Origin of the sequence: Arthrobacter sp. efr-133-TYG-104 (assembly GCF_030208915.1) — a bacterium.
Lineage (GTDB): Bacteria > Actinomycetota > Actinomycetes > Actinomycetales > Micrococcaceae > Arthrobacter.
In genome coordinates, this window is sequence record NZ_JARVTA010000004.1 from 125914 (window position 1) to 145016 (window position 19103).

At 62.5% G+C, this 19103-nt stretch carries 20 protein-coding genes; 14 read left to right on the forward strand and 6 right to left on the reverse strand.

Annotation, left to right across the window (positions count from 1 at the left end):
- Window positions 1-54: 54 nt before the first annotated feature.
- Complete coding sequence (locus QRN04_RS04960; RefSeq protein WP_284975049.1) at window positions 55-357, reverse strand: hypothetical protein; 303 nt, start codon at window positions 355-357, stop codon at window positions 55-57.
- A gap of 246 nt (window positions 358-603) precedes the next feature.
- On the opposite strand from QRN04_RS04960, the gene QRN04_RS04965 reads away from it, so the two are divergent.
- The 3 genes from QRN04_RS04965 to QRN04_RS04975 are packed head-to-tail and all read left to right on the forward strand — an operon-like array spanning window position 604 to window position 6387.
- Window positions 604-2061 carry a DUF3375 family protein gene (locus QRN04_RS04965; RefSeq protein ID WP_284975050.1) on the forward strand — a complete coding sequence of 486 codons (1458 nt, stop codon included), beginning with the start codon at window positions 604-606 and terminating at the stop codon, window positions 2059-2061.
- Window positions 2054-2917 (forward strand): DUF4194 domain-containing protein, encoded by an 864-nt coding sequence (locus tag QRN04_RS04970; RefSeq protein ID WP_284975051.1) that lies wholly within the window; start codon window positions 2054-2056, stop codon window positions 2915-2917. Before QRN04_RS04965 ends, QRN04_RS04970 begins: the two co-directional genes overlap by 8 nt.
- The gene (locus tag QRN04_RS04975; protein WP_284975052.1) at window positions 2914-6387 is read left to right on the forward strand and encodes an ATP-binding protein; all 3474 of its coding nucleotides are present in this window, start codon (window positions 2914-2916) and stop codon (window positions 6385-6387) included. The genes QRN04_RS04970 and QRN04_RS04975 overlap by 4 nt, the downstream gene beginning before the upstream one ends.
- A 26-nt stretch (window positions 6388-6413) precedes the next feature.
- Here QRN04_RS04975 and QRN04_RS04980 read toward each other — a convergent pair whose 3' ends face one another.
- On the reverse strand, window positions 6414-6917 hold the full coding sequence (locus tag QRN04_RS04980) for an FBP domain-containing protein (RefSeq protein WP_284975053.1): 504 nt from the start codon (window positions 6915-6917) through the stop codon (window positions 6414-6416).
- A 374-nt stretch (window positions 6918-7291) separates the two neighbouring features.
- On the opposite strand from QRN04_RS04980, the gene QRN04_RS04985 reads away from it, so the two are divergent.
- The 6 genes from QRN04_RS04985 (at window position 7292) to QRN04_RS05010 (ending at window position 13345) form a co-directional block, all read left to right on the forward strand.
- Window positions 7292-8368: an iron-siderophore ABC transporter substrate-binding protein gene (locus tag QRN04_RS04985; protein ID WP_284975054.1), complete on the forward strand. Its 1077-nt coding sequence runs from the start codon at window positions 7292-7294 to the stop codon at window positions 8366-8368.
- A 5-nt stretch (window positions 8369-8373) separates the two neighbouring features.
- Window positions 8374-9432 (forward strand): FecCD family ABC transporter permease, encoded by a 1059-nt coding sequence (locus tag QRN04_RS04990; RefSeq protein WP_284975055.1) that lies wholly within the window; start codon window positions 8374-8376, stop codon window positions 9430-9432.
- A gap of 131 nt (window positions 9433-9563) precedes the next feature.
- Window positions 9564-10541: a FecCD family ABC transporter permease gene (locus tag QRN04_RS04995; protein WP_284975069.1), complete on the forward strand. Its 978-nt coding sequence runs from the start codon at window positions 9564-9566 to the stop codon at window positions 10539-10541.
- 1 nt (window position 10542) lies between these two features.
- The gene (locus tag QRN04_RS05000) at window positions 10543-11379 is read left to right on the forward strand and encodes an ABC transporter ATP-binding protein (protein ID WP_284975056.1); all 837 of its coding nucleotides are present in this window, start codon (window positions 10543-10545) and stop codon (window positions 11377-11379) included.
- Window positions 11376-12437 (forward strand): siderophore-interacting protein, encoded by a 1062-nt coding sequence (locus tag QRN04_RS05005; protein ID WP_284975057.1) that lies wholly within the window; start codon window positions 11376-11378, stop codon window positions 12435-12437. Before QRN04_RS05000 ends, QRN04_RS05005 begins: the two co-directional genes overlap by 4 nt.
- A gap of 83 nt (window positions 12438-12520) precedes the next feature.
- Entirely contained in the window at window positions 12521-13345 is an 825-nt protein-coding gene (locus tag QRN04_RS05010; protein ID WP_284975058.1) for an SGNH/GDSL hydrolase family protein, read from the forward strand.
- 38 nt (window positions 13346-13383) lie between these two features.
- Here QRN04_RS05010 and QRN04_RS05015 read toward each other — a convergent pair whose 3' ends face one another.
- Window positions 13384-13671 (reverse strand): YciI family protein, encoded by a 288-nt coding sequence (locus QRN04_RS05015; protein ID WP_284975059.1) that lies wholly within the window; start codon window positions 13669-13671, stop codon window positions 13384-13386.
- A 68-nt stretch (window positions 13672-13739) separates the two neighbouring features.
- Between QRN04_RS05015 and QRN04_RS05020 the strand changes: the two genes are divergently transcribed.
- Together QRN04_RS05020 and QRN04_RS05025 are read left to right on the forward strand one after the other, a co-directional pair.
- Window positions 13740-14219, forward strand: a complete 480-nt coding sequence (locus tag QRN04_RS05020) for a MarR family winged helix-turn-helix transcriptional regulator (RefSeq protein WP_284975060.1) — start codon at window positions 13740-13742, stop codon at window positions 14217-14219.
- 57 nt (window positions 14220-14276) lie between these two features.
- Window positions 14277-15041 carry an SGNH/GDSL hydrolase family protein gene (locus QRN04_RS05025; protein ID WP_284975061.1) on the forward strand — a complete coding sequence of 255 codons (765 nt, stop codon included), beginning with the start codon at window positions 14277-14279 and terminating at the stop codon, window positions 15039-15041.
- Here the strand turns inward: QRN04_RS05025 and QRN04_RS05030 are convergent.
- Genes QRN04_RS05030 through QRN04_RS05040 form a run of 3 tightly spaced genes read right to left on the reverse strand, consistent with a single transcriptional unit; the run spans window position 15025 to window position 17823 of the window.
- Entirely contained in the window at window positions 15025-15789 is a 765-nt protein-coding gene (locus QRN04_RS05030; protein WP_284975070.1) for an FAD:protein FMN transferase, read from the reverse strand. The genes QRN04_RS05025 and QRN04_RS05030 overlap by 17 nt on opposite strands.
- A 34-nt stretch (window positions 15790-15823) precedes the next feature.
- Window positions 15824-16366, reverse strand: a complete 543-nt coding sequence (locus tag QRN04_RS05035; protein ID WP_284975062.1) for an FMN-binding protein — start codon at window positions 16364-16366, stop codon at window positions 15824-15826.
- On the reverse strand, window positions 16363-17823 hold the full coding sequence (locus QRN04_RS05040) for a ferredoxin reductase family protein (protein ID WP_284975063.1): 1461 nt from the start codon (window positions 17821-17823) through the stop codon (window positions 16363-16365). The genes QRN04_RS05035 and QRN04_RS05040 overlap by 4 nt, the downstream gene beginning before the upstream one ends.
- Window positions 17824-18219: 396 nt before the next feature.
- Here QRN04_RS05040 and rpmB point away from each other — a divergent pair, with 396 nt between their 5' ends.
- Genes rpmB through rpsN form a run of 3 tightly spaced genes read left to right on the forward strand, consistent with a single transcriptional unit; the run spans window position 18220 to window position 18933 of the window.
- A complete protein-coding gene (gene rpmB, locus QRN04_RS05045) occupies window positions 18220-18456 on the forward strand; it encodes a 50S ribosomal protein L28 (protein WP_144662315.1) in 237 nt (78 codons plus the stop codon).
- Window positions 18456-18623, forward strand: a complete 168-nt coding sequence (rpmG, locus tag QRN04_RS05050) for a 50S ribosomal protein L33 (protein WP_003798558.1) — start codon at window positions 18456-18458, stop codon at window positions 18621-18623. Before rpmB ends, rpmG begins: the two co-directional genes overlap by 1 nt.
- A 4-nt stretch (window positions 18624-18627) precedes the next feature.
- Window positions 18628-18933 carry a 30S ribosomal protein S14 gene (rpsN, locus tag QRN04_RS05055; RefSeq protein WP_011776360.1) on the forward strand — a complete coding sequence of 102 codons (306 nt, stop codon included), beginning with the start codon at window positions 18628-18630 and terminating at the stop codon, window positions 18931-18933.
- Window positions 18934-19103 lie beyond the last annotated feature (170 nt).

The window sequence follows — 19103 nt, forward strand, 5'->3', positions numbered from 1 at the left end:
TCCTCTGGCCGGTGGTGCCGGATGGAGCCAGGGTCCGCCGTGGGTGGGAACCCTTCAGCTGTCCTTCAATGCTACCCGCGAGTAGCTACCCGTACTAGGGGCAATCTGCGCTTGGAAATCACCCGGGATTTCAACTTGCCCGGCGTGATGGACCAACCGATCCCAGCCAAAGTTGATGCCGTGGACCAGCGTGACGAGCACCCCTTTGACGACGTACCAGGCCGTGCTCATGGCGCCGATGAGAATGATCGCCGCGAATGCGGCTGCTGCAACGAAGGCCACCAAGAGTGCGGCGATGAGCAGCGTTCCAATGAAAACGTACGTAGCTGAATCAAGCGCGGTGAAATCGAAGTGCATTGTTCCCCCCGGAGCGGCATTACGTGGTGGACGCTGCGTGGCTGCGTCGATGTACCGACTGTATTGGTGCCGGCCGCGTGCTGGCAGCACGCGAAGCGCGCCGTTGAGAGGTTGATACGCGATTGAAATCGTACCGGGGGGTAGGTTACGGAATGGTTGCGGCAGCCTGTGTGGCCCCCCTGCGTTAACCTTGTACGGGGCAGTTTCCACTGCCTCCCACGTTTCGCAGCAGCTGAAGGAGAGTACTTGTCCCGTTCAGCCCTGACCTCCGCGGACGCCATCAGTGCCCGCCTTCGTGATCTCGAGCAGCTGACCAAGGGTCCCGCGTGGGCGCTGACCCGTTCGGCGCCCTGGGTCATCGCGGTGCTGCAAGCCTCCTTCACCCGGACGCGGCCGCAGCTTCCCCTGGAGGAGTTCCACGCCGACGTCGACGCCTTCCTTGAGCAGCTCCGCAAGCAGGAACCCGGGCTCGGAGGCCAACAGAACGGCAAACTTTTCGGTGATGAGTGGACTCGAAAACACTTCCTGACCCGCCGCAACCAGTCGGGCCAGATCGTGTATGAAATTACCGAACCTGCCGCCCGGGTGCTGGCGTTCCTTGACAGCCTTTCAAGCGACCGCTCAACGCTGAACGGTTCGCGTCTGGGCACGCTCCTCGGTGACGTGGAGAAGCTCGCCAACGAAACCAACCCGGACCAAAGTGCCCGCCTGGAAGCCCTCGAAGAGGAAATCCAGGAACGCCAACAGTTGGTGGAGGACATCAGCTCCGGCGAGTTCGATGGCCTGCTGGATGATGACGAGGCTGTTGAAGCTGCGGGCAACATCCTTGACCTTGCAGCCAGCCTTCCGGCGGACTACAAGAAGATGCGGGACCGCATCGAAGAACTGGTGGGCGAGCTCCGCAACCAGATCATCGACGAGTCCTTGAGCAAAGGGGCCACCATGGCCCAAGTCCTCGAGGCAGACAAGCGGCTGCGGCAAAGTCCGGAGGGCCGAACGTTCCGCTCGTTCACGGCTTTCCTGGAGGATCCGCAGCAGCAGCTGCGTTTCCGCTCCGCGATCGGTGAAGTCCTGAGCAGGCAGTTCGCAGACGACCTCTCGCACGAAGACCGGGAGACCCTGAAGAACCTCGTGGCCGAACTCCGGCAGCAGCACAGCCAGATCCAGCGGATTTACGGCAAGCTCTCCGAGAGCCTGAACACGTATATACAGAGCGACGACGTCCGGCAGTCGGTCAGTCTGCGAAAGGTCCTTGCCGAGGCCGAACAGGCCATCCGGTCCATGCCGTACGAGCGGGACAGGTCCGGTTTGGTGGCCGGGCCGGTGCTGTACAACGCGGGTTTCGAGTCCCTGGCCATGGTCAAGCTGTTCGATCCCGACGAGTTCGCGACGCCGCCACGCTTGGCCGATCCCATCGCCTTCAGCGATTCTGACCGTGTGAGGTCAGTACGCACCGGTAAAGCCAAACCGGCTGCTGTGAGGGCCGCCATGGCCGGTGCGGCGACGCTCGGTGCAGCGTGGGAGAATTTGCCGGCCGAAGAACGGCACATCAACACAGTCCGCACTCTGCTCTCCATGGCACTTCACACCGGCGCCGCCTTTGACCGGTCCGCCTGGGAGCCCCTGGACTTCGAACAAATCGACGGCAGCATGCGTACGGCTTACTTGCCCGTCGTCACACTGAATGAGGATTCTGATGACTGAGGAAATCACGACGACGGACATCACCGACGCGGATGACGTCACGGAAGATGATGTCGCCGTAGATAACGTCACCGTAGATAACGTCACCGTAGATGATGTCGTCGAAGAATATGCCGCCGATGAAACGGTGGATGCCGCTGCGGTGGATCCCTTCCAGGTCACGCCGCGGGACACGTTCGTGGACGGGGCCGCACTGTTCCCCGGGGATACGGGTGTCCTGCCCATGAAGGTCCGGCACGCGTTGGTGAAGCTCCTGAAAGGGCCCTACATCGACGGCGGCCGGGAAGAGAAATTGTGGACCACGCTGCTGGATAACCAAGTGATCCTCCGGAGCAGGCTCTCAGAGCTCTTCCTTTCCCTCCAGTTGGACCATGACCGGAAGATCGCGGTGCTGCGCCCCGTTGATCCCGAGGTGGTGGGCTCGAATTCGCGCTCAAGCATCCTCCGCCAGCAACGGGCACTGAGCCGCGTGGAAACCATCGTGCTGCTGCGCCTGCGCTTATTGCTGGACCGCCACATCACCGCCCAGACGGATCCCACCATCACCCGTGAGGAAATCTCAGACTTGGTGGCCAACTACACCCCCTCCGGCCAGCAGGATGCGTTGCGGGACTCCGACGTCGTGACCCGCACCATCAACAAGCTGCTGGCGCGCCAACTGCTCCTCCCCACTGCCCTGGAAGATACCTACACCATCAGCAACGCCCTGCCCCTGGCCCTTCCGTTCGAGAACATTGGCGACATCCCGGCCCAGATCGAGGCGTTGGTGGCGGTTGCCGCGGATGAATCGGGAACGGAACCCTTGCTCGATCTTGACCGGGGTGTTCGCTCCGAGGATGAGGAGTCAGGCAAGTGACCATCGCAACCATGCTTCCTCTGGGTGACCAGATCAACCCCGGCCAGATGCGCCTTGCGCTCGTCCAAGTGGTCAACTGGGGCACATTCCACGGCGCGCACACCATGCATGTGGATCGCAACGGCACCCTCCTTACCGGTAACTCGGGGGTCGGCAAATCTACGCTGTTCGATGCCATGCTGCGCGTCTTCGATGCCCGTCCGCGCTCCAATGAGGCCGCGGCACAGCGGTCCGGAGGTGCTGTGGAGGATAAGCGCACCACCTTTACCTACATGCGCGGCAAAGTTGGTGATAAGGCTGTTGGTGAGGGCTCGGCCAGTGCCTTCCAACGCCCGGGAGCCACGTGGTCCGCCGTCGCACTGACGTTCGATAACGCGGCCGGCACGAAGGTGACGGTCTCGGCCCTGTTCGACCTGCCCAAAAATGGCACGGAGTCGAGCGTCGGACGGTTTTACGTGATTGACAGCAAGCCGTTGGACCTTGAAGCCATTGAGGGGATCGCGCAGAAACGGTTCACGAAGGGCGCGTTGGAGGGTATTTTCCCGGACGGCCAAGTGTTCGATGTGCACAAGGCGTTTGCCGAACGGTTCCGCCGATTGCTTGGCATCAATTCGGACCAGGCGCTTCCGCTGCTTCGCGTCATCCAAGCAGGCAAAGGGTTGGGCGGAAGCGTCAATACCTTCTTCCGCGACCAGGTGTTGGATGCTCCGGCCACGCTGGCCGCCGCGGACGACGTCGTGGAGGAATTCAGCAACCTGATGTCCATCCGCCAACGGTTGGAAGATGTGCGGCAGCAACGCGATCAGTTGGCTCCGGTCCCTGGGCTGAACAAGGAATACGCCCAGGCGCTGCTAAAGGCAAACCGTCTCCGGGAGCTTGCGGGCGAGGAATTTGTTGCCTACAAGCAGCAGTTGGCGGTGACGGTTCACGCCAAGACGTTGGCCCGATTCAAAGAGCTCACGCACGCCAAAGCGCAGGAACTTGCCGGCGAGCGGGCCGTCCGGGAGGGGCTGGCCAAGGAACTCCGGGAGTTGGAGCTGGATTACAACAACCGTGGCGGCAACGCTATCTCGGCCATTGAGCAGTCGCTGGAGAACGCCCGCGTGGGGCTCAAGCTGCGCCAGCAGGTGGAGGAGGCGGCCAAAAAAGCATTGTCCGACGCCGGTTTGGACCTTGAGTGGTCGGCCGAGGGCTGGGATCAGGCGCACGAGCAGGCAGCAGCTCGATCAGCGGCATTGAAAGGCGACTCGGAGGCCTTGAAGGAGCTTCGTTTCGAAGCGTTCGACGGCCATGCAACCAAGAAGCGCGAACTGGCGGCTGCTGAACAGGAGTTGCTGTCGCTGCGGACGCGCAAGTCCCTGTTGCCGCCGTCGAGCATCGAAAACCGGGCTGCCATCGCCGCCGCCACCGGCGTCCCGGAAGAACGGATGCCCTTCGGAGGTGAACTGATCGACCTGGCCGAGGGGCAGGATCAGTGGCGGCCCGCCGCCGAGCGTGCCTTGCGCAATCTGGCCACCACGTTGCTGGTTCCGGGCGAGCATTTCGCGGCAGTCACCAGGTACTTGAACAGCAACACGATCCGTGGCGCCCTGCGCGCCGTCGATGTGTCCAAACCATTGGCAGGTGGCGCGCTGGCCGTGGAGGAGGTGTCCGACGGCGACCTCTTGACTAAGTTGAATATTCTCACCACGGGGCCCAACGCCGACGCCGGGCAATGGGTCCGTGAGCGGATCGCCGTCGACTTTGCGTATCCGTGCGTGGAGGACCCGGATGAGCTGGCTTCGCTGGACAAAGGCTTGAGCCTTGGTGGTGTGGTCAAACGCAACCGGCACACTGTGGAAAAGGACGACCGATTCACGAGTCGTCAGGATTACGTCCTCGGCTTTGACAACGCCTCGAAGCTCGAACTCGTCGCTGCGCGGGTGGGGGAGCTGGAAAACGAGTTGGCCAAGGCTGCAGAGTTGGCGCAGAGCCGCGAAGACTCCCATCAGGGCATGGCCCGGCAACTGGAAGCCCTGCGCAGGGTGGCCGAAGACGAACGTCCGTGGGAACAGGTTTCAGCCGCAGTGGCAGCAGAAGAGCTGGCCCGGATCGAGCAACGCCTGGCAGACGCACTCGCTGCCCAGGCGGACCTGGAACCATTGCGCGCCACCATCGAGTCCGTGCGTGAAAAGCACCAGTCCTCCACAGGTGCCGCCGCCGTGCTCCAGAGCGAATACAAAGCGCTGGACCACCAAATGACCACGGCCGACGGCCTGCTGGATGCCGCGAGGCGGAAGCTTGAGCAAGCGCCGCCGTCGGCCTCCACCGTGGCCGCCCTGGAACCGTACTTCGCCGGAGCGGCGGACCTCACGCAACTCTATGAACTCGACAACCTCGCCAACAACGTCCGTACCAAGTTGCTTGAGGAGCTCCACTCGGCGGAGTCCCGCGGCCAGGCGACAGCCGAACGGCTGACGCGCATGTTCGAGGCCTTTGTGCGCGACTGGGGCAGCGCGATCAGTGCTGACCATGGAACGTCAATCGCTGCTGCCGGAGACTTCGAATCCCGGTACCACGCGATCGTGAGCGATGGTTTGCCGGCGCAGGAGGCCGAGTTCCGGCTGTTCTTCAACCAGCGGACGCACGAATCGTTCAGCACGCTCTTGCATTTGCTGGACGAGGAGCGCCGCAGCATCACCAGCCGCATCCTGCCGCTCAACGGAATTCTGTCCCAAGTGAACTTCCACGAGGGAAGTTACCTTGAGCTGGATATCAAGCAGACGCTTCCGGCCACGGCCAAGCAATTCAAGGATGCGATCCAGAACGCCTTGAAGGCAAAGCACACGCGTCCTTCGCGCGCCGCCGCCGCTACTGGTCCGGCGCCACACGGCGACGACGACGCCGAACTCACCGCCCGCTACAAGTCCCTGGAATCCCTGGTGAAGAGGCTGGGATCGCAAACTCCGGAGGACCGCCGTTGGCGGGCCGAGGTGTTGGATGTCCGCGGGCACCTCTTCATTCAATGCAAGGAGCACCGCGAAGTTCCGGGCAAGGCCGACGTTCCGGGCAAGTCGAGCAAGAAGCGGACGGAAGTCTTCATGCACGCGGACACTGGCTCCATGTCCGGCGGCGAGCGCCAACGGTTCACCGCGTTCATCATGGCAGCGGCCTTGAGCTACCAATTAGGCATTGCCGAACAGGGTTTCACCACGTACGGCACTGTGATGATGGACGAAGCTTTCGTGCTGGCCTCGGAGGAGTTCGCGGGTGCCGGCATCAAGGCATTGCACGAGTTTGGGTTCCAGTTGCTGTTGGCCGCTCCCGAAAACGTGATTGACCTGTCCCGGCACCTCGGTTCCGTCACTGAAATTCTGCGGGACAAGAGGACCAACCGCTCAGGCGTCCTGACTGCCCCCGTCATTGCCGGTCCGGGGGAGCCAGGGGCCTGGCGCTCGGAAGCCAACCCGGTGGACATCGTCCTGCGCTAGGTGGCTTTCCGCGTGCGCCTGCTGGGCTAACGCTTGGAGTCGCCGCGGACCCGGTCCAGGAACTGCGCCGTCCGGGCCTTGAGTCCGTCGATCTGCCGAAGCACGACGACGGCGGGGTCCGGGTTGATCTCGTTGACGGGCGGTTCCTTGCGTACGTTGGTACTGCAGCCGAACTCAGCACAGATCAGCGTTCCCACCGTGTTTCCGTCCTTGCCTGATTGCCCGGCCTTCTTGGCCACCCAGAGGTACACGTCGTCCTTGGAGAAGACGTCGCGGCAGAGCTCGCAGAGGACAACCCGCTTCTTTCCAGAGCCGCCTTCGGGCGCCCTGAGCAAGATTCCGGTCAGCTTTCCACGGTACTCGACCACCAAGTAGCCGCGTTGGGGCATCTTCTCGTCGCGCCAGCCGAGGAACTCGAGGTTGTCCCAGTCGAGAGTTTCGAAGTCGTGGGGAAGGTTGAGCTTGGCGGCCTCGGAGCGGCTCGCATTGATGAAGGACGCGCGGATCTGTTGGGCGCTAATTTTTTGCATGACGAAAGCTTCTTTCGGAAATGTCGACGTCGGCGCGCGCAGGATGGGCGCACGGGATGGCGGAAACGTCGGTCATCGAAAGGAAGGTGCTGCTTGGAAGGGCTAGGTAGTGGAAAGCCCGTGCGATGCCGACGTGTGGGGCTGTGCCAAGCAGGCCATAGCGGCCACCTCGCCAACCATGGCCGCAGCAGCTGAAACAGCGCGCATGCTCATCCCCTCGTCGTGATCGCGGAAGCGGTAGTCCGCTGCCGCTATCCTGCCAAGTTTTGACCGCCACTGTCCACTGAGTCGAATTACGTGATGCAAACGTTTCGTAATTAATGAAAGCTTAGGCTAGCCTTACTTAGGTTTACATCACTTACCTAAGGAGTCCCGTGGCTTCCCCTCTTCCCCGCCGCGCCGTACTGAAGACCGCCGCAAGCGCTACGGCAGCTTTGGCCGCCGTCGCCCTTTCCCTCACGGGCTGTTCCACTGGACCTGCTGCTTCGGCAACGCAGCGTGCCACCGAAGCGGGAGCGTCTGCCTTCCCCGTGACCATCAGGCACGCTTTTGGTGAGACCACCATCAAGGCGCAGCCCCAGCGAGTGGTCACTATTTCGTGGGTCAACGACGACGTCGCGCTCGGACTGGGCGTAGTTCCGGTGGGGGTTCCCAAGAACACGTGGGGCAACAACAGCAAAGGCTCCACGCCCTGGAAGGACGCCGCGCTCGAGAAGCTGGGAGCAGGATTCGGTACCAGCAAGGCGCCGGTTCAGTTCTCCGAAGTGGATGGCATCAACTTCACCGAGATCGCAAAGCTCAACCCGGACGTTATCCTCGGCGCTTACTCAGGCCTGACGGAAGCCGATTACAAGAAGCTCTCAGACATCGCCCCGGTGGTTGCCTACCCCGAACTGGCCTATGGAACCCCCTGGCAGGAAACCACCACTGTCATCGGCAAGGCGCTGGGCAAGGAAGCCGAAGCCAAGAAGTTGGTGGAGGACACCGAAGCGACCATCACGGACAAAGTGTCCAAATACCCACAGATCAAGGACAAGACCTTCATCTACGGAAACCTCGAACCCGCCAAGGGCGATGGCGCCAACATCTACACCGCCATCGACAACCGGCCCCGTTTCCTGACGGAGATCGGCATGAAGCTCGCGCCCGTGGTGGCGCAGAACACCAAGACCGCCACGGATTTCTTCATCCCGTGGTCCGCGGAAAAGGCCAACGAACTCGCATCCGATGTCTTTGTCACCTGGGTCCCGGACTCCACCAGTGCAGATGCCATCAAGGCCGACCCGCTACTCGGGCAGATCCCCGCGGTCAAGAAGGGTGCACTGGTTGCCGACACTGATCAGACCCTCACATTGTCCATCTCGGCCTCGTCGCCGTTGAGCCTGCCGTGGGCCTTGGACGCGTTCCTTCCGCAGCTGGGCGCCGCCGCCGATAAAGCTGCCGTGGCCTAACGCCCATGAGATTAAGTACGACGACGGCGCTCCAGACCGGGGGGACAGCCGCCCCGCGACCAAGCGGTGCGGGGGGCAAGCGAACCACATGGCTGGTGCTCGCCGTCGTCGTGCTGGCTGTAGCCTGTGCCGCATCCCTGGCGATAGGTGCCCGCGGACTTTCCCTCGCCACGGTGTGGGAAGCCCTCACCACCTTTGATCCAAACGATGGGAACCACGCCGTGGTCATCGCCCGGATCCCACGGACGGCCCTGGGCCTGCTGGCCGGGGGTGCCCTCGGGCTGGCCGGCGCAGCAATGCAGGGTGTGGCCCGGAATCCGCTGGCCGATCCAGGGATCCTGGGCCTGAACGCCGGGGCAGCGCTCGCCGTCGTCGTCGGTATTTATCTGTTCGGAGTCAGCTCACTGAGTGGTTACATCTGGTTCGCGTTCCTCGGTGCCGGCGCGGCGGCGGCCGTGGTTTATGCCGTTGCGTCCAGGGGACGTGACGGTGCGACGCCGGTCAAACTCGCCCTCGCGGGTGCGGCCCTCAGCGCCGGGCTGTTCTCGCTGATGAACGTTATTTTGGTCTCCAGCCAAGATACCTTTGACCGTTTCCGGTTCTGGCAAGTCGGTAGCATCGGCGGCCGCGATTGGTCAGTCCTGCTACCGGCGCTGCCGTTCCTCGTTGTGGGGGCATTAATCGTGCTGGCAAGTGGCCGGGTCCTCAACGGCCTGGCGCTGGGTGACGACTTGGCCCGGGGCCTCGGACACAACGTGGCCCTGTCGCGTGCCATCACCGCCGTGGGTGTTGTGTTGCTCTGTGGATCCGCCACTGCGCTGGCTGGGCCCATCGGATTCCTGGGATTGGTCATCCCGCACGCTGTCCGTTCCATCACGGGGCCGGATTATCGCTGGATATTGCCGTTCTCGCTGGTTTCTGCGCCCATCCTGCTCATCACGGCGGACATCATCGGCCGCGTGATCCTGCTTCCGGGTGAGGTTCCCGCGGGCATCGTGACGGCCCTCTTGGGTGCCCCCGTGTTTATCTGGCTTATCCGCCGCGGAAAGGGAACGGGACTGTGAGCACCTTTTACAAGCCCCGCGCCCGCGCCGAGCTGGCATCTAACGGCAATGATCGGGACAAACATGCCCATCCATTGCCACTTCGACGGGTCCCTAGCCCCACGCTTTTCCTATGCCTGGCCCTTCTCATCATGTTCTCGGTGTACGTGCTCTTGGGCAGCTACACGGTGACCATTTCGGACTTCGTCACCATCGTCCTCAACCACTTGACGGGCGGCGAGAAGATTCCGGGCGCCAGTTTTATCGTTATGGAACACAAACTGCCCCGCGCTGTCACGGGAACCATGGTCGGCGTCGCCTTCGGCTTGGCGGGCGGGCTCTTCCAGACCATGCTGCGGAACCCCTTGGCGAGCCCGGACATCATTGGCATCAGCTCAGGTGCCAGCGCAGGTGCCGTGACGGCCATCCTGGTCTTCGGTGCTTCCGGAGCCGTGGTTTCCGCGGCCTCCCTCTGCGGTGCGCTCGGGGTCGCCACTTTCATCTACGTAATTTCCCGCAGTGGACCGGGTGCGGGCGGCGGCCGTGGCAACGCGGCGGGTAACCGGCTCATCCTTCCAGGCGTCGGCGTCGCGGCGGCCTTGCAAGCGGTGGTCAATTTCCTCATGACCAGGTCGGACATCCGCGTCGCAGCCGATGCCTTGATCTGGTTGAACGGATCATTGAACTCGGCCGATTGGGGGAAAGCCGGCGTCCTCGGGATGTCCCTGCTGATCTTCGTTCCCGCTGTCATCGCGCTTGCCGGCCCGCTCCGCATTCTCGAACTCGGTGACGATACCGCTGCCGGTCTTGGGATCACGGTGAACGCGGCCAGGCTGGGATTGGTGCTGACCGCCGTCGGCCTCGCCGCCGTCGCAACGGCAGCGGCGGGTCCCGTCGCTTTCGTCGCCTTCCTCGCCGGACCGCTTGCCCGGCGCCTCGTGCGTAAACCCAGCCTCCCGGCGTCGGCGCTTGTGGGCGCGCTGATTGTGTTGCTGGCAGACTTCTTCGCCGCCAACATTGCCCCCATCATCCTCGATGGGACCGTGCTGCCTGTCGGCGTCGTCACCGGCGCTCTCGGTGCGCCCTTCCTCCTGTGGCTGCTCGTCACCTCGAACCGAAAGGAAGCCTGATATGGCCCGCCTCAACGCCAAGGACCTCACGCTCCAATACGAGCACCGCAAGGTGGTGGAGGGACTCTCCACGGAGATCCCCGAAGGGAAAGTGACCATGATCGTGGGAGCAAATGCTTGCGGCAAATCGACGCTCTTGCGGGGCTTGTCGCGGCTACTCAAGCCGGCCAGCGGTTCCGTGACACTGGATGGGAATGACATCCATGGCCGTCCCGCCAAGCAGTTGGCCCGCGTTCTGGGCCTCCTCCCGCAGCACCCTACGGCTCCTGATGGCATCACCGTCCGCGACCTCGTGGGCCGGGGTCGGTTTCCGCACCAAGGCTTCTTCCGCAGTTGGAGCGCGGGGGACTCCTCCCTCCACGATCATGCTGTGCAACGCGCCCTCGAAGCCACTGGCACTCGTGAGCTCGCGGATCGAAACGTCGACGAGCTTTCCGGCGGACAGCGCCAGCGCGTGTGGATTGCGATGGCCTTGGCACAGGAAACCGACGTCCTCTTGCTCGATGAGCCCACCACGTACCTTGACCTGGCACACCAGGTGGAGGTCCTTGACTTGATCACCGACCTCAATCGCAGCCGCGGTACCACCGTGGCGATCGTGATCCACGACCTCAACCTCGCAGCGCGCTACGCCCACCACGTCATCGCCATGAAGGGCGGACGCATCGTGGCCGAAGGTCCGGCTTCAGTGGTGATAACCGAGGAACTGGTCCTCAACGTTTTCGGCCTGGCATCCCGCGTGGTTCCGGACCCCATCTCAGGTACCCCGCTGATCGTCCCCATCGGGCGCCACTACGCGGACCATGTGTCAACGAAGGAACTGGAGACCGCTTCATGAGCACGCAACCGGCCAATGCAAAGGCCACGTCGAAGGCGGCAGTGGAACCCATGACTCTTGCCTTCGACGTCACCGTGACGGCCGTGCAGGAACTCAGCCCCACTTTCCGCCGGATCACGTTCGGTGGCTACTCCCTGCGCGACTTCGGCGTGGCGGGTGACACGCTGGACCTGCGGGTGAAGTTGATGATTCCGTCCATGGAACCCACCGGCCGTGCGATCCCGCTGCCGGCTTTCAAGTTGGAAGAGGCAAGCTGGTACCGGGAATGGCTGGCGATGGACCCGGCCACTCGGGGCCACATGCGCACCTACACGGTCAGGTCCGAGCGCCTCGATGCCGTATACCCGGAAATCGGCATCGACTTCGTCATGCACTTCGACGACGGCGGTCGAGGCGGTCCCGCAGCAAACTGGGCTGTTGCTGCGAAGCCAGGGGACGCTCTCACCATCATCGGCCCGAATAGCCGTGCAGCCCAGTGCTCCACCGCGGGTGCCTACGGCGGCATCGAATGGCGTCCCGGGCTGGCCCAGCATGTCCTCTTGGCCGGTGACGAAACTGCGGTTCCAGCCATCAGCGCCATTCTCGAAAGCCTGCCCCACTACATGACCGGCCACGCCTTCCTCGAGGTGCCCGTGGCCGGCGACTTCCGCGACATCGACACGGCCGCCGGCGTCGAAATCACCTGGCTGGCGCGCGGCGCCGCACTAGGTAGGTCGCGGCCCCACGGCGAGCTCCTCAAGCAAGCGGTCGCAAGCACTGTTCCCGTGCCCGGTTGGGTGGGATTCACAGGAACAGGCACAGCCGCCGGCCCGGAGCCCGAAGACGTTAACGTGGATCAGGAGATTCTCTGGGACACTCCCCAAAGAATGGATGCCGCAGCCATCGAAGCCACCAAGAACCCCACCCTCCCTGCCGGCTCGCTGCCCTTTTACGCATGGCTTGCCGGTGAAGCGTTTGTCATCAAGGAAATGCGGCGTTATCTGGTCCGGGATGTGGGAATCGACCGGAAGCAGGTGGCCTTCATGGGGTACTGGCGGCGCGGCAAGGCAGAGGGCTAAGCAGGCTGCAGGGCGGGCATCTCTGATAGCTGTGTTAACTTTCCCTTTCCCCTGATGTCACCGGCCGGGGATAACTTAGCGGGGTGGGTGCTGGGGAGAAAGGGCGACGGCGGTTCGTCGCCATCGGCGATTCCTTCACCGAGGGCGTCGGCGACCCGAGCAGCGTCCTGCCCAACGGGGTTCGGGGGTGGGCTGACAGGGTAGCCGAGAAGCTGGCCAAGGCTGAGCCGGGCTGGGAATACGCCAATTTGGCTGTCCGCAGCAAGAGGCTCCGCCATATCATCGACGAACAGCTTGAGCCCGCGCTGGCGATGGAACCGACCCTTATCACCCTCTACGCCGGCGGCAACGACATCCTGGACTTCGGTACGGACATGGATGCCCTGCTGAACGACTACGAGATGCTCGTGGCAAAGCTTGCCGCCACGGGTGCCACCGTGGTCCTCTTTACCGGGTTCGACGTCAAAGTCTCTGCAATCCTGGAGCCACTCAAGAAACGCAACACCCTCTACAACCAAAGGGTCCGCGCCCTCGCAACAAAATACGGCGCGGTCCTGGTGGATTACTGGTGCTTCGAAGCCTATAAGGACCCACGTATGTGGGCGCCGGACCGGCTCCACATGTCCAAGGCCGGTCATAAGTACCTGGCCGCACAGGTCTTGGACCACCTCGACGTCCCGCACAAAATCCTCCCTAAAGAATGGGATCCACCCGAGCGCCTCAAGTTGCGCGAATGGGAACGCCGGCAGCGGCGGTGGGTCAATGATTGGGTGGTGCCCTTGTTCGGGCGCAAACTTCGCGGTGTCACCCTGGGTGACTCGTTGCAGCCCCGCTGGCCCCAACCGGTGAAGGTTCCCCGCAAGGGTGGGCTGAAGAAGCTGGTGGATGTGAGAATGCGCAGCGAGTGAGCCTGCAGGGTGTGGCGGGGCGTCAGTGTGCCGGGGCCTCAGCTGTCCAGCAGGTTTTCGAAGCCGGTGGCCACGCTGGTTGCCTTGAATTCGATGATCTCGAAGTCTGCCACGCCATTGCCGTAGAACGGGTCCTCGGCCAGTGATGCGTCCAGGGTGGCCTTGTCCGCGTTGGAGAGCAGCACGCCGCCGATAGCTGGTACGCGACGTCCGGACGCAAGGAACACACCGGCGTCGAACGCTTCCTTAAGCCACGCCATATGGCCCGGGCGGTGGAAGTCGACGATTTCGTCGGGGACCTTGTAGGTCAAAGAGACAACGAACATGCTGTCAGCTTATCGGTGGGCAGCAGGGGTAGACCTAAGTAAGCTGCCGATTCTCCTAAGATGGATGCATGACTCAACCCCGCTGGCTGAACGCCGATGAACGCCGCGCTTGGCTGGCGCTTCTGAGCATCAATACGCTGCTGCCCTCGGCATTGGACACCCAGCTTCAGTCGGCGGGGAAATTATCACTTTTCGACTACAACGTCCTTGCCATGCTGTCTGAAACTGAGGGGCGATACCTTCCCATGAGCGAGTTGGCCGCCCGCACCAGTGCCTCGCTGTCACGCCTCTCGCATGTGGTCACCAAACTGCAAAAACGCGGATGGGTAGACCGGCAGGCCGACCCGCGCGATGCCCGGGTCACCGTGGCGCACCTGACTGACGCCGGCATGTCCACCATTGTGGCCCTGGCTCCGGATCATGTGGAGTCGGTGCGGACGCTGATGTTGGACTCCCTGACGCCCGACGACGTCACGGACTTGGCCCGGATCGGCGAGAAGATTGTGGCCCGTTTGGACAACAACCATTGGATCCTCCGGGACTCTTGATCCACATAGCAGTTCAGCGCTTTGTAGCGCCGAGTGCTGAAGTGGCAGACTGGCGGCATGGATTTTTCAGCCCGCTATGTCGCCTTGGGGGATTCGTTCACGGAGGGAGTCGGGGACGATGACCCCGCTCGCCCCAACGGTGTGCGCGGTTGGGCGGACGTCGTCGCCAGCCAGTTGGCACAAAGCAACCAGGACTTCGGCTATGCCAACCTCGCAATCCGGGGACGGAAGCTGCGGCAAATCATGGCGGAGCAGGTAGATGCGGCCATCGCGCTGCGGCCCACCCTTATAACCATGTACGCAGGTGCAAATGACATCCTCCGGCCCAAGGTAGACATCGACTCCCTGTTGGAGGATTACGACGCCGGTATCGGCAAGTTAAGCGCTGCCGGCGCCACTGTTGTCCTCTTCACCGGTTTCGATGCCAAGAGTTCGAAGGTTTTCGGAGCCATGCGCGGCCGAACCGCAATCTACAACGAGCTCGTGCGGGAAATTGCCCAGGACCACGGCGCGCTGCTGGTGGATTACTGGCGCTTTGACGAGTACGACGATTGGCGTATGTGGGGCGAGGACAGGATGCACATGTCCACGGCCGGCCACATCAACATGGCCAAACGCGTGTTGGACGTCCTCGAATATGAGCACGTCATTGAAGTACCCGAACTCGCGCCCCTGCGGCTCATGAATCGTGTTGAAACGCTGAAGGCCAATGCCCGGTGGTTGCGTGAATCGGCGGTCCCGTGGGTATCTCGCAGGGTTCGAGGCGTCTCGTCCGGAGACGGCCTGCGCCCTAAATATCCGGAGCTTATCCGGCCTTCCTAGCCGCTTGGCCGGTTTCGTCGCGGAAGCCGGGAGTAGCCAACAGGGTGCCGTCCCGGCGTACGGCCAGGACTTCGACGCCCCACTTTGCCACGGCCTGGTCCAGCATCGGGGTGCCTCCGGCCACGATCGCGGTGGCCAGGACGTCCGCCGTCATAATATTTGTTGCTGCAACCGTGACCTGCACGAATTCCGCCTTCCCACTACCTACCGTCCAGATATGTTCTCCGCGTTCGGCGGAGCCCGAGGTCGCCAGCGCCGGCAGGGCGCGTAGGGGAAAGGCGCTCAGCAGCGACTGCCTATCCCCGGGATCGACGACGCCGGCAAGCCACGGTTCATTGGTACCTGGCTGTGGGGAGCCGCTAACCAGCACGTCGCCTCCAGCGTTGAGGCACCAGTCCTGGAGGCCTATGGCTTCCAGGGAAAGAGCGGCCTCCTGTGCCGCATGGGCTTTGACAATTCCGGACAGATCCAGGGCCCTATCAGGGCGCTCAGCCGTGAAGGCGCCATTGGTTGCCAGCCGCCACTCGGACGCTTCATCGTAGAGCCGCCTCATGGACTCCGAGGCTTCCGATAAGGCCAGCTCACCGCGTGCCACCCGACTCGCTTCGGAGCCCTCGCGGTAGAGACTGAACTTCAAGTCCAGTTCGGTAAAAATACCCTCGACGACGGCGGTGGCCGACTCGAGCTCATCAACGGCGGCTTGCGTGTATGTCCGTCGCGCTACGGTAAGACTCACCACCGTGCCCATGCTCCTGAAGATCCGGGCCCGCAGGTGTTGCGCGTTAGAAGTGGGCCGCATCGAGGGCTGCCTGGAGGGATGTGAGGTAGGCGTCACTGGTGATGGTGGCTCCGCCGACCGTCTGCACGTTGGCCGACTGGGCCTGGAGCACCTCCGAACGGAGCACAGGAGCGGCATAGGCGCTGATCTGGGCGGACCTGTTCTCGGCATCCGTAAGTTGCAGGGCCTTGACCTCGGTGATCTTCCCGCCTTGGACGGTGACCTGCACTTGGACTGTGCCGTAGCGTGTCTGGACCGAGGAGCCGTCATAGCTTCCCGACGTCGCAGTGCTCGTGCCGCTGGAGGTCGTGCCGCTGGAGCTGCTTCCACCGGAGGCCGTGCCGCTGGAGCTGCTTCCACCGGAGGTCGTGCCGCTCGATCCCGTGCCGGAGGTGCTCCCACCGGAGGTCGTGCCGCTCGATCCCGTGCTGCTGAGGCTCGTGCTGGTTGCCGCACCTGTTTCGGAGACGTGGGCACCGGATTGCCAGCCAGCGATCAAAATACCTGCGGATGCAAGGGCTGTGGCTACTGCTGCTCTCGTTCTCACCAGTCAAACCTTTCGTAATGGAGTTGTTCCGCGGGCACCCCGGCCGCCCTGACGTCGTCGATGACTTTGCCGGCCCAGCCAGCAGGTCCGCAGACGTAAACGTCAGCTTCGGCGATGTGCGGTGCGTAGGAGGCAAGGGTGAATCCTGCTTGCTGTGCTGATTGTGGGAGCCAAGATCCACTCTTAGGCGAACGCGGACCTATCAGGTGATAAAGCGTCACACCACGCGCTTCGGCGATGGCCATGATTTCCTGCCCAAGGAAGAGTTCGTTCTCGTCATGACCCCGGAGGAGGACAGTAGCGTCGCCAGGTTCGAAGGGGGTGGACTCCAACAGTGCACGCAGTGGGGTGATACCAATGCCGGCGCCGATCATGACCACGTGTTTGCGGGATCGCGCCGCTGTGCTGAACATCCCGTACGGACCTTCGATGGCCACCTTGGTGCCAGGCTTGAGCCGTGCGAGCCTTGCGGTTCCCTCGCCCAAGTTGCGGACCGTGATCCGCAACTTGCCGGGCGTTGTGGCCGTGGCAGGAATCGGTTCGGCAGAGAGGCTGAAGGGGTGGGGCTGCCACCAGAATCCCGGGGCAAGGAACCTCCAGAAGAAGAACCTGCCGCCAGAGCCTGATAACTCGTCCAGATGGAGGCCGGTCATTTCGATACTGAAAACGTCCTTGGAGACGCGCACCACACGGCTGACCGTCACCTGGTGCCGAAAAGTGGCGAAGAGTGGCTCCAGCACACGGTTGTAAAGGAGGGCGGAGCCAGTAGCCATGCATAGTGCCAACCAGTACCAGCGCTGCCACGTACCTTGGGCGAAGAGGCCGCCCACGCTGAACTGGTGGGGTATTGAGGTCGCTACCGCTGCGTATGTCAGCAGGTGGACGGCGTACCAGAACTCGTAAGGGAACCGGCGCCGAACGGCAACCAGGGACGTGACGACGACGGCGACAAACAGCAGCGCGGAGATGTACGCCAACCACATGTCGGGGACGTTGACCCAGAGCGATACGGATTCCGAAATGGGGTCCAATCCCTCGGCAGCGCCGTATCCGATAGCTATGAACAGACCATGGGCTAAGAGCAGATACAGTGCCGGCTTGCCCAAGGACTTATGGATCTCCATGGCGCGGTCGTGGCCCAGGGTGTTGTCGATGAAAGGGATTCGCGCAGCGAGCAGGAGCATCAGGAGGACCAGGTCCATACTGATCAGCCCCGCCACGATACCTATCGACGTTGTGGCTGCGGCGAAGGATCCGAATCCGGAGGCGCCGCCATAGGCCAGCCAAAGGCTCACAGCTGCAACCGGTGAGAGCCACCCGAGGAAAGTGATGAAGTCAGCCCGTACCCACCGGCGTCGGGCCTGTTGCCGGAAGCCTGCTGCGGCACTGGGTGCCATGGCAGGAACCGGGGCCTCAGGGTTTTCAGCCCGTGAACGTGGTGTGAGCAGCGAAGTCATGAAACAACATTGGCCCCTCATCCTTTGGTTCCGCTGTGAAAGGCCTTGCTATGGCTTATGATTCCGGATTGGTCTTAATTTGCACTGGCCCGTAGAATGGTTAGGCGCTAGGTAGTGCGGATCGTGTGCAATTGCTCCGGTTGGCGGTGAGTGGCAGTTTTACTGACCTCCCGGTGGCCGGTAGTTAGGGGCTCAAGTTGCGTGCATTCCTGTATTCGCCCGGTATCCCAGGAGCTGTTCCAGTGGTTTTCCACTGCCTGTCCTGAGGCCAACCTTCTTCGCCGCACCAGTTGCGGAAACTACCGAAAATGGTTTGGATCGGATGCGGACGCTGCCTGTCGCACGGCAACGCAGGAACATCTGTACGCCGTTACATTCAATCTTTGGAGGAGAGTCATGGCAGCACACTGCCAAGTGACCGGAGCCGAGCCGGGCTTTGGGCACAGCATTTCGCACTCGCACCGTCGCAACAAGCGTCGGTTCGATCCGAACATTCAGAAGAAGCGCTACTGGGTTCCGTCCCTGCGCCGCAACGTCACGCTGACCCTGTCAGCACGTGGCATCAAGACCATTGACGTACGCGGAATTGACGCGGTCGTCGCCGACATCCTGGCACGAGGAGTAAAGCTCTAATGGCAAAGGACAAGGACGTACGTCCCATCATCAAGCTGAAGTCCACTGCGGGCACTGGTTACACCTACGTAACCCGCAAGAACCGTCGTAACGATCCTGACCGTCTGGTCTTGAAGAAGTACGACCCCAAGATCCGCCAGCACGTCGAATTCCGAGAGGAGCGCTAAACACATGGCAAAGAAGTCCAAGATTGCTCGCAACGAGCAGCGCAAGGTCATTGTTGAGCGTTACGCTGCCAAGCGTCTCGAACTGAAGAAGACCCTGGTTGACCCGAACGCGACTGACGAAGCACGCGAAGCTGCCCGCCTCGGCCTGCAGAAGCTGCCCCGCAACGCCTCCCCGATCCGTTTGCGTAACCGCGACCAGATCGACGGCCGTCCCCGCGGTACACTCCAGAAGTTCGGTATCTCCCGTGTTCGCTTCCGCGACATGGCACACCGTGGTGAGCTCCCGGGCATCACCAAGTCTTCCTGGTAATCACGAAGTCCTGAAGAGGCCGGCAACCGCTAAGGTTGCCGGGCTCTTCTGCGTTTAAACCCCGGCGCTTCCTCTTTCTCTTTCTCTCTCTCGCCCATCCCGGTGGGCTGCCGTGGGTGGTGTTTGTGGGTGGATTTGCGTTGGTGTGGTGGGGCGTGTATTGTTTTCTG

What these genes read in the sequence shown, in the direction of transcription:
- QRN04_RS04960 (WP_284975049.1), bottom strand. Translation starts at nt 357, where the DNA reads ATGCACTTCGATTTCACCGCGCTTGATTCAGCTACGTACGTTTTCATT.
- QRN04_RS04970 (WP_284975051.1), top strand. Translation starts at nt 2,054, where the DNA reads ATGACTGAGGAAATCACGACGACGGACATCACCGACGCGGATGACGTC.
- QRN04_RS04980 (WP_284975053.1), bottom strand. Translation starts at nt 6,917, where the DNA reads ATGCAAAAAATTAGCGCCCAACAGATCCGCGCGTCCTTCATCAATGCG.
- QRN04_RS04990 (WP_284975055.1), top strand. Translation starts at nt 8,374, where the DNA reads ATGAGATTAAGTACGACGACGGCGCTCCAGACCGGGGGGACAGCCGCC.
- QRN04_RS04995 (WP_284975069.1), top strand. Translation starts at nt 9,564, where the DNA reads ATGTTCTCGGTGTACGTGCTCTTGGGCAGCTACACGGTGACCATTTCG.
- QRN04_RS05000 (WP_284975056.1), top strand. Translation starts at nt 10,543, where the DNA reads ATGGCCCGCCTCAACGCCAAGGACCTCACGCTCCAATACGAGCACCGC.
- QRN04_RS05005 (WP_284975057.1), top strand. Translation starts at nt 11,376, where the DNA reads ATGAGCACGCAACCGGCCAATGCAAAGGCCACGTCGAAGGCGGCAGTG.
- QRN04_RS05015 (WP_284975059.1), bottom strand. Translation starts at nt 13,671, where the DNA reads ATGTTCGTTGTCTCTTTGACCTACAAGGTCCCCGACGAAATCGTCGAC.
- QRN04_RS05020 (WP_284975060.1), top strand. Translation starts at nt 13,740, where the DNA reads ATGACTCAACCCCGCTGGCTGAACGCCGATGAACGCCGCGCTTGGCTG.
- QRN04_RS05025 (WP_284975061.1), top strand. Translation starts at nt 14,277, where the DNA reads ATGGATTTTTCAGCCCGCTATGTCGCCTTGGGGGATTCGTTCACGGAG.
- QRN04_RS05030 (WP_284975070.1), bottom strand. Translation starts at nt 15,789, where the DNA reads ATGGGCACGGTGGTGAGTCTTACCGTAGCGCGACGGACATACACGCAA.
- QRN04_RS05040 (WP_284975063.1), bottom strand. Translation starts at nt 17,823, where the DNA reads ATGACTTCGCTGCTCACACCACGTTCACGGGCTGAAAACCCTGAGGCC.
- rpmB (WP_144662315.1), top strand. Translation starts at nt 18,220, where the DNA reads ATGGCAGCACACTGCCAAGTGACCGGAGCCGAGCCGGGCTTTGGGCAC.
- rpmG (WP_003798558.1), top strand. Translation starts at nt 18,456, where the DNA reads ATGGCAAAGGACAAGGACGTACGTCCCATCATCAAGCTGAAGTCCACT.
- rpsN (WP_011776360.1), top strand. Translation starts at nt 18,628, where the DNA reads ATGGCAAAGAAGTCCAAGATTGCTCGCAACGAGCAGCGCAAGGTCATT.